Source organism: Sandaracinus amylolyticus (assembly GCF_000737325.1).
In the GTDB taxonomy this organism is placed as follows: Bacteria; Myxococcota_A; Polyangia; order Polyangiales; family Sandaracinaceae; genus Sandaracinus; species Sandaracinus amylolyticus.
Genome location: NZ_CP011125.1, coordinates 4128830 through 4142507, shown reverse-complemented (window position 1 = coordinate 4142507; position 13678 = coordinate 4128830). Strand labels below are relative to the sequence as shown.

The following is a 13678-nucleotide window of genomic DNA, read 5'->3' as shown; positions in this document are numbered from 1 at the left end:
TCCCCCCCGCTGATAACCCCCGCCCGGAGCCGACGGCCGTGGGCGCGCGATCGCAGACGTCACGAGGTCCTCGCGAGCGCGCAGACGTGGCCGGTTCGGCCCCGAAGCGCGCGCGCGAGCACGCCCCCGCGCCCGCACGATCGACGCTCCCGCTCGCGCCGCCCGCGGGCATGCGCGACCTGCTCCCGCCCGACGCGAGCGCGCGCAAGCGCCTCGCGCGCGCGGTGTCCGACTCGTTCGCGCGCTACGGCTACGAGCTCGTCACGACGCCGATGTTCGAGCACGCCGACGTGATCGAGCGCGGCCTCGACACCGTCGATCGCCGCGAGCTGCTGCGCTTCGTCGACTCCGACACCGGCGAGATCGCGCTGCTCCGTCCCGACATCACGCCTCAGATCGCGCGCGTCGTCGCGACGCGCCTCGCCGATCGCCCGCCGCCCTATCGCCTCGCGTACGAGGGCAGCGTGTTCCGGCGTCGTCGCGGTCGCGCGCGCCGACAGCGACAGATCGCGCAAGCGGGCGTCGAGTGCATCGGGCTCTCGGGCCCGGGCGCCGACGTCGAGGTGATCGAGCTCGCGTCGCGCACGCTCGAGGCGCTCGGTCTCGTCGCGCACCGCATCGAGCTCGGGCTCTCGCCGGTCGCGCGCACCGTGCTCACGACCGTGCCCGAGGCGCTGCGTGGTGAAGCCGCGGACGCGCTCTCGCGCAAGGATCGGAGCGCGCTCGAGGTGCTCGCGGAGCGCGCCGGGCTGCGTGGGCGTGCGCGCGCGACGCTCGTCGAGATGGTCGATCTCTGGGGCGGACGCGAGGTGCTCGACGCCGCGCGCAAGCTCTTCCCGGGCCGCGACGCGGCGGCGCGGCTCGACGCGCTCGCCGACGTGCACGCGCAGCTCGTGGCGCGCGGGCTGCGCGATCGCCTGGTGCTCGATCTCGGCGAGGTGCGCGGCTTCGGCTACTACACCGGGCCGAGCTTCACGCTGCTCGCGGAGGGGCCCGGCGAGGCGCTGGGCGGCGGCGGGCGCTACGACGATCTGCTCGCGCGCTTCGGCGCGCCCTTCCCTGCGACCGGCTTCGGGCTCGACCTCGATCACCTCGAGTGGGCGCTCGCGTCCGCGGGCGCGCGCATCGAGGATGCGGGCCCGGTGCGCGTCGCGATGCGCGGCGTCGATCCGCGCAAGCTCGCCGACGTCGCCGATGCGCTGCGCAGCGCGGGGCTCGTCGTCGCGGCGCTCCCGGAGTCGGACGACGACGACGCGGCGCTCGCGTTCGCGCGGGCGTGGGGCTACGACGTGGTGGTCTCGGTCTCGGCGCGCGCGGCGAGCGCGCGCCGGGTACGGGACGGAGCGACGAGGAAGATCGCGCTGGGCCAATCGGGCCGCGGCGTGGCAGCCGACGAAGCGTCCGCGATCGAACGCTGGGCGCGAGAGACGCGCGGGTAGTACGACGCGCGAGCCGAGGTGAGCCGATGGCGATGGTCGTGGTGGTCGGCGCTCAGTGGGGCGACGAGGGCAAGGGCAAGGTCGTCGATCGATTGACCGCGCAGGCCGACGTCGTCGTGCGCTACGGCGGCGGCGCGAACGCGGGCCACACGCTCGTCGTCGGTGGCGAGAAGGTCGTGCTGCGGCTCATCCCGTCGGGCGCGCTGCACGCGAAGGCGAAGTGCGTGCTCGGCCCCGGCGTGGTGATCGATCCCGAGGTGCTCGTGCAGGAGATCGCGACGCTGCGCGCGCGCGGCCTCTTCGGCGAGGGGCGCCTCTTGATCTCGGATCGCGCGCACGTCGTGCTGCCGCACCACGCGACGATCGACACGCTGCGCGAGAGCGGCCCGGGCGCGATCGGCACCACGAAGCGCGGCATCGGCCCGGCGTACGAGGACAAGGCGGGCCGTCGTGGGATCCGCATGGCGGACCTGCTCGACGCGGCGCGCTTCCGCGAGCGGCTCGAGGCGAACCTGGAGGCGTGGCGCCCGGTGATCGTCGCGCTCGGCGGCGAGATGCCGGCGATCGACGAGATCGTGAAGCGCTACGGCGAGCTCGCGAAGGAGCTCGGGCCGCACGTCGGGGACGCGAGCGCGGCGCTCGCCGAGGCGCGCGAGCAGGGCAAGCACGTCCTGCTCGAGGGCGCGCAGGGCACGATGCTCGATCTCGATCACGGCACGTTCCCGTTCGTGACGAGCTCGACGGTGATCTCGGGCGGCGCGTGCGCAGGCGCGGGCATCGCTCCGACGCACATCGATCGCGTCATGGGCATCACGAAGGCGTACACGACGCGCGTCGGCGGCGGGCCCTTCCCCACCGAGCTGCACGGCGAGGCCGGCGAGGCGCTGCGCAAGGCGGGCAACGAGTACGGCGCGGTGACGGGGCGTCCGCGTCGCTGCGGGTGGCTCGACATCGCGGTGCTGCGGCACGCGGTGCGCGTGAACGGCATCAGCGAGCTCGCGGTGACGAAGCTCGACGTGCTCTCGGGCCTGCCGAAGATCGCGCTGGGCGTCGCGTACGAGCTCGACGGCAAGCGCATCGACTTCCCGCCGCCGAACCGGCTGGCCGACGTGACGCCGATCTACGAAGAGCTCGAGGGCTGGAGCGGCGACCTGTCGACGTGCCGCACGCTCGGCGAGCTGCCGGCGTCGGTGCGCACGTACGTGCGGCGCATCGAGGAGCTCACGGGCGCGCGCGTCACGATGCTCGGCGTCGGCGCGGACCGCGACTGCACGATCGAGACGGACACGCCGTTCCGCCCGCGCTGAGCGTCGCGGACGAGCGTCGCGGCGCTGCAACACACACTGGCGCCGTCACTGGCGGGCGTTGCAGCGCCGCAACACACGCCCGCGCTTCGTCCAGCGGCCGTTACGGCGCCGCGATGCACATCCGCGCCGCCACCGGTGGCCCTCGCAGCGCTGCAACACACGCTCGCGCCGTCACCGGTGGCGCTCGCAGCGCTGCAACACACGCTTGCGCCGTCACCGGCGGCCGTTGCAGCGCCGCAACACAGGCTGGCGCCTCGCGCGGTCCCACCAGCGATACGCGCGTGAGACTGATCGACCACGACCACGACCACGTCCACGTCCGCGCCGTCGTCGAGAACATGTTGTCGGCCCTGGGGCACGACGCTGCGCCCGAGCGCGAAGCCCTCGCCGCATGCCGACCAGCGCTCGCGGTCACCTCACCGACCGCCGCACGAGATCGCGAGCGGGGCCCCGCTCGCCCGTGGGGCACGACGCTCGTGCCCGACGACTACCGGACGGACGACGAAGCCCCCGCCGCACGCCGACAGCGTGCGAACGGGGGCCCCACCTCAGAAACTCAGCCCTGCGGCTCGAACACGAACGGGAACTGGTACGTGACGCTGCCGCCCTCGGGGCCCGGATTGAACCGGAAGCCCTGCACGACGCGCGTCACGCACGAGCCGACCGAGTCGCTGCCGATCGTGTTCTCCACGACGCGCACGCCGGTGACGCTGCCCGTCTCCTGGATCGTCAGCGAGATCTTCACGCGCCCCGACAGCGTCGGGTCGGCGCGCAGCTCGCGCTCGTAGCAGGCGCGGATCGCCGACTGGCGGGTCTGGATCATGCGGATGACCACGCGCGGGTCGAAGTCGCCGCTGCCCGACTCGTCGTCGACGTCGCTCGGCGCGCGGAAGCGACCGCGCACCTGACGCTCCTCGACCGCGCCGCCCTCGCCGCGCGCCGTCGTCGCGCCGCCCTTCACCGCCGCGAGGCCGCCGAGGCCCTCGGTCGCGCCGCCGACGCGCCCGCCGCCCGAGCGCTCGCGCAGCGTGCCGCCGCCGCTCGACGTCGCCACGCCGACGCCTTCCGCCTGCGCGAGGATGTCCTCGGCGCTGCCGGTCACCGCGCCGCCCGCGAGCACGTCCGCGAACGCTCCGCCCTCCGAGCTCAGCGCGCCGAGCAGGAGCTGGTCGACCTGCGCCGCCGCGGCCTCGGCCGCCATGCGCGCGTCGCTGTCCGCCGCCGCCTGACGCTCGCCCTGCGTCTCGCCCGGGGTCGACGACGAATCACCGCTCGGCTGACGCGTCGGCGTCTCGGCGACCTCCTCGGTCGGCTCCTCGGTGGGCGCCTCTTCGGTCGGCGCTTCCTCTTCCTCGACCGGCGGGGGCTCCGGCTCGTTGAAGATCATGTCCGCGAGGCGGTCGTCGATCGTCGCGAGCGTGGGCTGGATCGGCCAGTCGGCGTTCTCGAGGAAGATGATGAAGCCGAAGTGGCTCATGAACGAGAACATCACGAAGGCCGTGAACAGCCAGTCGATGCCCGCGATGAACCCGCCGACGACCGCCGCCGGGAGCTGAGGCCGCGGCTGCACCGGCGGCGGCACGACGAACTGGAAGAGCAGCGTCGTGTCGCCGATGACGACCTTGCCGCGCGAGGTGTCGCTGAGCTTGACCTGCCAGTGCTGGCCCGCGTTGCGCGCCGCGCCGCTCGCGCGCAGCTGCTCGAGCTCCTGGACACCGCCCGGCAGCCCCACGCGGCCGCGCATGTCGGCGGTGAAGTTCAGGATGTAGTCGGCGCCGACGAGCTGGAAGAGCTCGAAGCGCGGCGGCATGCCCGGGACGATGAAGTGATTGCGCTCCGAGCTGCCGACCGAGACGGTCTCGCGCTGCCGGATGATGCGCTCTTCGACGATCTTGCCGCCCTGGATGACGCCGATGCGCAGGACCTTCGGGCCCGAGGGACGCACCTGGACGGCCTGCATGGCCATCGTCATCGCGCCCGGACGTCCGGCGGCCTTGCCCCCCTGCTGCTGCGGTCCCTGCGGCGTGGTCATCGTTGGTGTCTTCCTGATCCCCGCTCCGGCCCTCTCGCGGTGCCGGTCGGCGGTGTGGTCGGTGCCCGTTCGGGCGTGTGACCACGGATGTCGACGGAGGTTCCCGTGCCCCTCGTGAGACGAGCCGGACGATATCACTCGGCCGGTCGCATGGTCCAGCTGGTGAGAGGGCTAGCTGCCCCTCACGGCGCGCGCCCGGTCGACGGCCCGGTCGCACTCGTCGATCAACCGGCGCGCATGTGCGCGCAGCGTCATCCAGGAGCCGAGGGCGAACGACGATCCACCGACGCCGAGCGCGATCGAGAGCGCGGCGTGCGACAGGCCGATCGCCGAGACGCGGCGAGGATCGAGCGCGAGGAGCCCGTGATCGCCGGAGTGGACCCAGCTGAGCGCGATCGCCGCGCCGACGAAGCCGAGGAACGTCGAGAGCGTCGCCCCGATCCGGATCGCCTGCAGGCGCGAGGTGATCGCGGCGCGTGCGTCCGCGAGCGACTCCTCGAGCTCCACGTCGATCGAGCGCGCGTCGGCGCGCCACAGCGGGGCGAGCGCCCGCCCCACGAACGTGCCCGCGATCGCGTCGACGATCGCAGGGCGCGTCTCCTCGGGCGCGCTGCGCAGCGCCTTCACCAGCGGATCCACGTCGACCGGCCCCGAGACGCAGAGCGCCCGGAGGCGCTCGACGACGAGCGCGACCAGGCCCACCCAGCAGACGATCTGGACCGCGTGGAAGACGGTCAGAACGGCTCTCGCTGCACGCTGCGCACGACCTCGCGCGTGAAGCTCGTGCGGAGATCGAGCACCTCGTAGCCGATGCTCGAACGGTTGAGGATGTAGAACGCGTTCGGCTTCTGGACGCGACCCTCGATGCGGATCTCGTCGAGCTGGATGACGCGCGGCTGGCGCGCCGCGCGACCGCCGCCGCGCGCCTGCGCCTCGGCATCCGTCGGCGCGAAGAGCACCGCCCCGAAGAGCCCGAGCCCGAGCAACAGTCCGAGACGCGTCATTCCGTGCCTCCGCCTTCCGTGGTCCCGCCCTCGCCGCCACCCTCGGCCGCCTGGCGCGCGGCGCGCTCGGCCTCGCGCTGACGCCGTGCGGCGTCGCGCTCGATGCGGCGCTGCTCGCGCTCGATCTGGCGCGTGATCTCCTCGAGGTACGCGGTGGACGGGTCGTCGCGCGCGAGGCGCGGTCCCATCAGGTCGCGGTACGCGCGGAACTCCTGCTGCGCGCGCTGCAGCGAGGTGAGCAGGTCGCTGCCCGGCATCTCCGCGCCCGCCTCGAGGTAGAGCAGCGCGAGCCCGTAGTGCGCCTCCGGGCTGCGCGGGCTCGTCGCGACGACGCGATCGAGCTCGTTCTTGCTCTTCTCCCACTGCTTCGTCGCGCGGTACGCGTTGCCGAGGCCGAGGTGCACCTCGGGCACGTCGGCGACGAGGCGCGCGACCGCCTCGAACTGCTGGACGGCCTCGGGATAGTTCGCGCCCGCGAGGAGCTGGAGCGCGAGCGCCATGCGCGCGTCGGCGTAGTCGGGGCGCAGCTCGACCGCGCGACGATACGCCTGGAGCGCCTGACCGAGCTGGTTCTGCTCCTGGAGCATGCGCCCGCGGAGGAACTGCACCTCGGCGTGGTTCGGGTCGATCGTGACCGCCTGGTCGAGGATCGACTGCGCGAGCTCGGTGCGGTTGCGGCGCAGGTTCGCCTTCACGAGCACGAGCATCGCGGGGACGAAGCGTTCGTCGCGGCGCAGCGCGGTGCGCGCCGCCTGGATCGCTTCCTCGGGGCGGTTCGCGTGGATGAGCGCCTCGCCGTAGAGAGCCTGGATGTGGAGGTTGCGCACCCAGCGGCGCGCGAGGGGCTCCATGAACGCGACCGCGTCCGCCGCCTGGCCGCGACGCACGTAGATCGTGACGATGCCCTCGGCCGCGCGCTCGTAGTCCGGCTGGATGCGCAGCGCCTGGCGGTAGTAGTTGAGCGCACCGTCCGCGTTGCCCGCGCGATCGGCGAGCACGCCGAGGTTGTAGGCGGCGCGGAACGCGTTGGGGTCGGTGCGCAGCGCTTCCTCGAACGCGCGGCGCGAGCCCTCGGTGTCGCCGCGCTGGCCGGCCTCGATGCCACGACGGTACGCGGACTGCGCCGAGCCGCTGACCGGACGCCGCGGCGGGAGCGGCTCGCCGCTCTCGACCTCGGGGCGGCCCCACGGGCTCTCCTGCTGCGACGTGGGCGTCTGCGCGGTGCCGCCGGTGGTCGGCGCGGGCGTCTCGTCGGCGCCGCCTTCGAGATCGTCCTCGTCGTCGCCCTCGGGCTCGCGCGAGCCGGGCGGCGACTCGACGTCGCCACGATCGGCGCGATCGTCGCGGCCCTCGTCCTCGCCGCCCGACGTCTCGTCGTCGCGATCGGCGGTGGTGCCCCCCTGCTGCTCGCACGCGGGCAGCAGCGCGCCCGCGCTCAGCAGCAGGCACCCGCAGAACAGCGCGATCGCGCTCGAACGCGCCCTCGCCATCACTCCTCCTCCCGCGCGAGCGGAGGCGCCGCGATGTCCGTCGTCATCGGCAGCGTACGTCCCGCACGTGCACGCGCGAACTCGCCAGGCGTGTACGCCGCGAACGAGGGGTCGCGCTGCTGCTCGGCCGCGATGCATTCGGCGATTCGCTCGTCACCGTACGCCTGGAGGCGGTCGGCGGCGAGCCGCGTGTACTCGTTGTCGATCGAGCCCGCGCGCGCCGCGCGCGCAGCGAGCGCATAACGCGCGATCGCGAAGCACTCGATCGGACGCACGCGCTGATCGAGCGTCTGCTGGATGCGGTCCTGCACCTGGACGCGCACTTCCTCGCGGACGTCCGCGCTCGCACCGCGCACCCGGCGCTGGAGGTCCGCGGGCATCACGAACGGCGTGTTGAGCACCGCGCGCGCGAGCACCTCGTACACGCGTCCCTGTCGCACGAACGCCGCGATCGTCCACGTCGGACGCCCGTAGTCGAGCACCGGCGCGTAGCCGGTCACGAGCGTGTTCGCGCGCGCCGAGCCTTCTTCGATCTGACGCGCGACGCTGTTCACGTACGCCTCGAGCGTCGCCGGGCTGCCGGGGTTGATCGCGAACGTCTCGAACGCCGCCATGTTCTCGTCGACGATCGTGAAGCGCGCCTGCGCGGCGTACTCCGCCGCGATCGATCCGCGCTCCTGACCGGCGCGCGAGAACGCGTCGACGACGTCCTGCAGCGCGGTGCGGTAGTCGCGCGTCTGACGCAGCTCCTGGCGCGCCTGCGCGATGCGCCAGTACGCGGTCACGAGCAGCTCGCCCGCCGCCGCATCGCCGCGGTAACGGTCGATGAACGCGCGCATCTCGCGGATGGTGCCGTTCCAGTCGCGGCGCTTGAACGCCATCTCCGCGACGCGGAAGCGCGCGCTGCGCGCGACGTCGGGCGGCGTGCCCTGCGCCTCGGCGGCGCGACGGTAGTAGTCGGCCGCGCGGTTGTAGTCCTGCTGGTACTCGAGGATGCGCGCCGCGTTGATCAGCGCGTCGGTCCGCGTCTCTTGGATCCCGGGATCCGTCGAGCTCGCGAAACGCGGCGAGTCCGCGAGCACGCGGTAGCTCTCGATCGCGCGCTCGTAGTCGAAGAACCGGTTCGCGGTGTACGCGAGGCGGAAGTACGCAGTCGCGAGGATCGAGTCGAGCCGCTGCTGCTGCTCGGGCTCTTGTGCGCGCACCGGACCGACCTCGTCGACCACGCGCTGATAGACGCGCGACGCCGACTCGTACCGGCTGGTGCACTCGAGCGCGACCGCCGCCTGGATGAGCGCGCGCGGCGCGTCCGCGTGGCGCGGATCGTCGTTCACCGCGTTGACCATGTCGGTCGCGGACTGCTCGAAGAGCTGCACCTGCTCGGCCGTCGGCGCCTCCGGGCAGAGCTGCTCCTGCGGGAGATCACCGCGCGCACGCTGGTAGAGCTCGAGCGCGCGCTGGAACCGGATGTTCCCGAGGTCCCGCGTCACGAGACACTGCGGGTTGTCCTGGTTCGCCGGGTCGTTGCAGTCGACGGCGCTCGGCGCGCTCGCGTCGGGGCTGAACGTGCACTGGCGCTGCTGGAGATCCCGCGCGAGGCGCTCGACCTCCTCGGTGTCGCCGAGCTGGACCGCGATGTTGCGCAGCGAGATCCAGGCGACCTGGCCCTCCTCGCTCGCCTGCGGACCACGGCATCGCTCGAGGTAGATGCGGCGGAAGCGCTCACGGGCCTGCTCCCACCAGCCGTAGTTGTAGAGGAGCAGCGTGTTGTTGTAGTCGTACGCCGCGCGCACGCCCTCGCGGTCCTGCGCCGCGGGCACACGCGCGAGGTAGATCTCGCGCGCCTGCGCGACGCGCTGCACGAGCTGCGGCATCTCGACCGGTCGGACGCGCGGCGGCGGCCCCGGGTCTACCGCCGGCGGCTCGTCGCGCACTTCGATCTCGCCGCGACGCTGCGCGTCTTCGAGCATGTACTGCAGCGAGAGCACCACGCGACGCGCCGACTCGCTCAGGTAACGATCGTCGAGGTTCGAGTCGCGCACCGCCGCGTACTGCGCGGCCGCCTGCTCGTATTGCTGCGACCAGAAGAGCGCGTCCGCGAGGTTGTACTGGAGCTCGTACGCGTTCGGGCTGTTCGGGTACTGCTCGATGTACTGCTGGTAGCCCTGCGCCGCGACGTTGTACTCGGCGATCGCCTCCTGGAGCATCCGCTCGTCCTGGTTCTCCAGGGCGAGACGACGCATGCGCTGCGCCTGCTGGTGGTGCTGGATCGCGGCGTTGATGATCGACGCCTCGGCCAGCTGCTCCGCGCGACGCTGCTCGATCGGATGATCGAGGTTCGCCTCCCACCACTCCGAGCCCTGACCGTAGTCGGCGAGCTGGAAGCGCTCCTCCTGCGCCTCGCGCATCCGCCCGCGACGCTCGTGGGCACGCGCGATCTGGTTCACGATCTCGGGCACGCGGTGGTGCAGCGGCCAGCGACGGATCGCGTACTCCCAGACCTCGATCGCCTCGTCGTAGCGGTCTTCCTCGAAGTAGATCTGGCCGAGCTGGAAGTAGATCTCGACCGTCCACGGTCGATCCTGCGGCATCAGCTCGGGGTTCTGGATCCGCTGGAACCCGGTGGGCTGACCCTCGTCGGGATCCGGGATCTGGTCCTCGTTCCAGTCGTCGTACGCGAACGTGATGCCGAGGTACTGCACCGCCTCGGCGCGCAGCTCCGAGCCCGCGCGGCCGGTGCGCTCGTACTCGCGATCGGACCAGTCGATCAGCTGGACGAAGTGCTCGATCGCCTCGGGGTAACGGCTGCCGCGGTAGTACGCCCAGGCGACCTTGTAGAGCGCGAGGTTGTAGTTGCGGTCCTCGGGGTCCGCGAGGACCTTGCGATACGCGCTGATCGCGCGCTCGAGCGCGTGCGGCTCGTAGTCGAAGTCGAAGTGGTACTCGCCGATGCGCAGCCACGTCTCGCTGACGAACTCCGCGCCCTCGGTGACCGGCTGGCAGTCGGCGTAGGGATCGATGAACGGCTCGTCGGCGCCGCTCTGCGGCGTCGGATCGAGCGTGAGCGCCGGGTGCGCCTCGGGGCCGAGCGGGCTCGCGGTGCCCGCGTCGCCCTCACCCGTGGTGTCCGGCGTGGGGAGCGACTCGCCCGTGTAGTGGTAGCGGTTCGCGCAGACGAGGTTGAGCCAGGCGAGGCGCGCCTCGGCCATCTCGCCCATCTCGTTCAGGCAGTAGCCGATGAGATAGTAGACGCCGTCGATCCGCCGGTAATTCGGGAAGCGGCGCACGAGCTCGCGATAGAGCGAGATCGTCGGCATGTAGTCGGGGTGCCCGGACTCGGGCGTCTGCCCCGCGAGCGCCGCGTCCTGGAACGCGATCGCGCTGCGCTCGTAGTAGAGCTCGCCGAGCCGGAACATCGCGTCCGGCGTGTACGTCGGGTCGTCCGGGTAACGGCGGACGAAGCGCTCGAACAGGCGGATCGCGCGCTCGCGCGCCTCGTTCTGGAGGCGCTCTTCCTCGCGGATCTGGCGCGCGTAGCCCTGCTCGCGCTCGCGCCGACGCTGCGTGTACTCGCGGCGCAGGATCGAGCGGATCGCCTCGCGATACGACGTGCCCGTCTTCGTGAAGCGACCGACCTCGGCCTCCATCTCGCGGAGCGCCGCGACCTGCTCGGCGCTCGGCGGCGGGCGGTCGTCGCGGATGCGGCGATCGGTGGTGTCGAGGAACGCGGGGAGCGGCACGTCGACCGTGCCCGCCCAGGGCGCGGCGGCGTCGCCGGTGGTCGTCGCGGTGACGCCGCCGTCGACGCTCACCGTTCCGAGCGGCACGCCACCATCGGACGCGCCTGCGTCCTGCGCACCACCGTCCTGCGCGAGCGCGCGCGGGGCGCTCACGAGCGCGGCCATCGCACCGAGCAAGGCCGCCGAGACACGGAACGACACGCGCGTGCGAATCACGGCGTCTCCTCTTCGGCGTCGTCTTCGGCCGCCGCACCGCCACCGCCCTCGTCGGTGATCTCGCGGAACTCGTCGTCGAGCGAGCGCAGCTCCTGCGAGCGCTCGCGCGTCAGCATCTCGACGCGCATCCGATGCTCCTCACGCTCCGCCCACGCCACGTCGATGCGGCCGACGTCGGCGCGCAGCACGAGGTCGTAGAACCGCTGCTGGACGCGGCGGAAGTTCTGGTACGTGACCGCGCCCACGACCTCTTCGGCCTCGCCCTCGAGCTGGCCGAGCTCGCGTCGATAGCCCTCGATGCGCCCCGACTCCTCGTCGACCTGCGCGCGGATGGACGCGGTGCGCTCCTCGACGATTCGGTCGATCTCCGCGTCGCGCGCGTCGAGCTGGCTCTCGAGCGTCGCGATGCGCCGGAACGTCGGCTCCATGCGGCTCGATCCACCACCGAGCCGGCGCTCCTCCCCGACCAGGCGGGCATGCTCGGCGCGCAGGCGCTCGTGGCGCTGGTAACGGTCGTCGCCGACGCCGACCTGCAGGCGTCCCGCCTCGATCAGGATGCGGAGCTGGCCGATCTCGGTGCGGTAGTCGTCGATCGCCTGGCGCTGCTGGCGCAGCTCGTTCGCGACCGCCTCGTCACCGCTCGCGTCGCGCGTGCCCGACGTGTCCGCGAGGTAGCGCTCCGTCGCGGCGATGCGCGCCTCCATGCCGAGCAGCTCGACCTCCATGCGCGACAGCTCGCGCTCGAGGCGGCGATAACGACCGACGACCTCGCCGTCCATCTCGGCGAAGTCCTCCTCGCGCGTCGGCATCCGATCGATGAAGCGCTCGATCTCGCGACGCCGGGCGCGCACTTCCTCGAGCTCCGGCGTGGCGGCCGCGCCGCGCGACTCGAGCGCGATCGCGCGCTGTCGCAGGCGCAGCACGCGGTTGCGGAAGCCCGTCGTCAGCTCGCGCTGGCGGCGCAGATCCGCGAACACCGCGACGCGGTTGGGCTGCGAGAGCGCCGCGGTCAGGCGCTGCACGAGCAGCGACGTCTCGGTGACGAGCTGACGCGCCTCCGCGAGGTCCTGGAGCACGCCGAGCGCGCGATCCATGTCGCCCTCCATGCTCGCCCAGCGCTGCGCGAGCGGCGGCAGGAACGCGTTCGCGTCGAACGTCTGCATGTTCTCGCGGACGAGCTGACGGAAGTAGCCGATCGGGTCCGCCTGGTGCTCCGCGAGCATCTCGTCGAGCTCGCGTCGCACCGGCCCGAACTCGCGCGCGACCTCGCGGAACACGCGGTTCGCCTCTTCGAAGCGGCCGTTCCGCAGCAGGAGATTGCCGCGGAGGATCTTCGCGTCCGGGAGGAAGTGCGAGTCCGGCGCGGCGACGGCGAGCACCTCGAGCGCACGCTCCGCGCGCGTCGCGTCGCCCATGCGGATGTACACCCACGCGATCTCGTAGAGCGCTTCGTCGAAGTTCGCGCTCGTACGCGGGATCGCCTGGTACGCCTCGACCGCCTGCTCGAGCTGATCGGTCTCGTAGTAGAGCCGGCCGAGCGCGAGCTGCGTCAGCTCCGAGACCTGGATGTGCTCCTGCGTCGTGGCCGGCGCACGCAGCACGCGCGTGAACGCCTCGATCGCCTGCGGATACTGCTCGCGCAGCGTGTGGATGACGCCGATGAAGTAGCGCGCCTGCGGGTAGTACGGGCTGCCCTCCTGGACCGCCTCGAACGCCTGGCGCGCCTGGTCGAGCGTCGCGAGATCGATGCCCGTCGTCGCCGGATGACCGGTGTCCTGCGAGCCGCCGGGAGCGCGAAGCACGTCGTCGGCGGGCACGGCGCGATTGTAGAGGTACTTCGCGCGGAAATACGTCGTCGCTGCCTCGATCTCCGAGGGCGGCAGCCGGTTCAGCTGGGCGAAGACGTCGTCGATCCCCTCGAAGTCGCGGGTGTGGATCGCGATCTCGATGAGGCGCCCCAGCGAGCGCTGGATGAAGGGCCGGAACCCCGGCTCGGACGAGTGCGAGAGCACCTCGCGGAAGCGGGTGCGCGCCCCGAGGTAGTCGCCCGCGCGGAAGAGCGAGTCGGCGAGCAGGAAGAGCGCGTCGGGGAACGCCGCGTGCTGCGGGTAGTTGTCGACGATGTCCGTGAAGATGATCGACGCGCGGATGTAGTCCTGGAGGCGGTAGAAGAGCTCGCCGTCGGTCAGCCGCTCCTCGACGAACGTCGCGCTGCGCAGGCTCTCGCTGCGCAGCGGCTCGCTCATCAGCGCCGCGACCTGACCCTCGAGCCCGACGAGCTCGCGCTCGATCGCCTCGTCCTCCTGCGCCTGCGCGACTGGCGCGAAGAGCACGCCCGCGAGCAGCGCGCTCGCGACGAACGACACCGCACGCCGAGACACGACGCGCACCGATGCGCGCTCGCTCGGGCCCCGCTCACTCGCGGCCGCCCGCTCCCCGGCGACTCGGCG

The 13678-nt window shown here is 72.4% G+C and carries 8 protein-coding genes; 2 read left to right on the top strand and 6 right to left on the bottom strand.

The window, feature by feature from the left end; genetic code table 11:
• The first annotated feature begins 86 nt into the window (after nucleotides 1-86).
• Nucleotides 87-1439 (top strand): ATP phosphoribosyltransferase regulatory subunit, encoded by a 1353-nt coding sequence (gene hisZ / locus DB32_RS17585; RefSeq protein ID WP_053233620.1) that lies wholly within the window; start codon nucleotides 87-89, stop codon nucleotides 1437-1439.
• 26 nt (nucleotides 1440-1465) lie between these two features.
• Complete coding sequence (locus DB32_RS17580) at nucleotides 1466-2746, top strand: adenylosuccinate synthase (RefSeq protein ID WP_053233619.1); 1281 nt, start codon at nucleotides 1466-1468, stop codon at nucleotides 2744-2746.
• A 556-nt stretch (nucleotides 2747-3302) separates the two neighbouring features.
• On the opposite strand, the gene DB32_RS17575 is transcribed toward DB32_RS17580, so the two are convergent.
• From DB32_RS17575 to DB32_RS17550, 6 genes are all read right to left on the bottom strand, one after another.
• Nucleotides 3303-4778, bottom strand: coding sequence for an AgmX/PglI C-terminal domain-containing protein (locus tag DB32_RS17575; protein ID WP_053233618.1), 1476 nt, complete (start codon nucleotides 4776-4778; stop codon nucleotides 3303-3305).
• Between the two features lie 171 nt (nucleotides 4779-4949).
• A complete protein-coding gene (locus DB32_RS17570; protein WP_053233617.1) occupies nucleotides 4950-5480 on the bottom strand; it encodes a hypothetical protein in 531 nt (176 codons plus the stop codon).
• A 32-nt stretch (nucleotides 5481-5512) separates the two neighbouring features.
• A complete protein-coding gene (locus tag DB32_RS17565) occupies nucleotides 5513-5782 on the bottom strand; it encodes a hypothetical protein (RefSeq protein ID WP_053233616.1) in 270 nt (89 codons plus the stop codon).
• On the bottom strand, nucleotides 5779-7272 hold the full coding sequence (locus tag DB32_RS46845; protein ID WP_053233615.1) for a tetratricopeptide repeat protein: 1494 nt from the start codon (nucleotides 7270-7272) through the stop codon (nucleotides 5779-5781). The genes DB32_RS17565 and DB32_RS46845 overlap by 4 nt, the downstream gene beginning before the upstream one ends.
• Nucleotides 7272-11228, bottom strand: a complete 3957-nt coding sequence (locus DB32_RS17555; protein ID WP_157069125.1) for a tetratricopeptide repeat protein — start codon at nucleotides 11226-11228, stop codon at nucleotides 7272-7274. The genes DB32_RS46845 and DB32_RS17555 overlap by 1 nt, the downstream gene beginning before the upstream one ends.
• Nucleotides 11225-13609 (bottom strand): tetratricopeptide repeat protein, encoded by a 2385-nt coding sequence (locus DB32_RS17550; RefSeq protein WP_169791472.1) that lies wholly within the window; start codon nucleotides 13607-13609, stop codon nucleotides 11225-11227. The genes DB32_RS17555 and DB32_RS17550 overlap by 4 nt, the downstream gene beginning before the upstream one ends.
• Nucleotides 13610-13678: the final 69 nt, after the last annotated feature.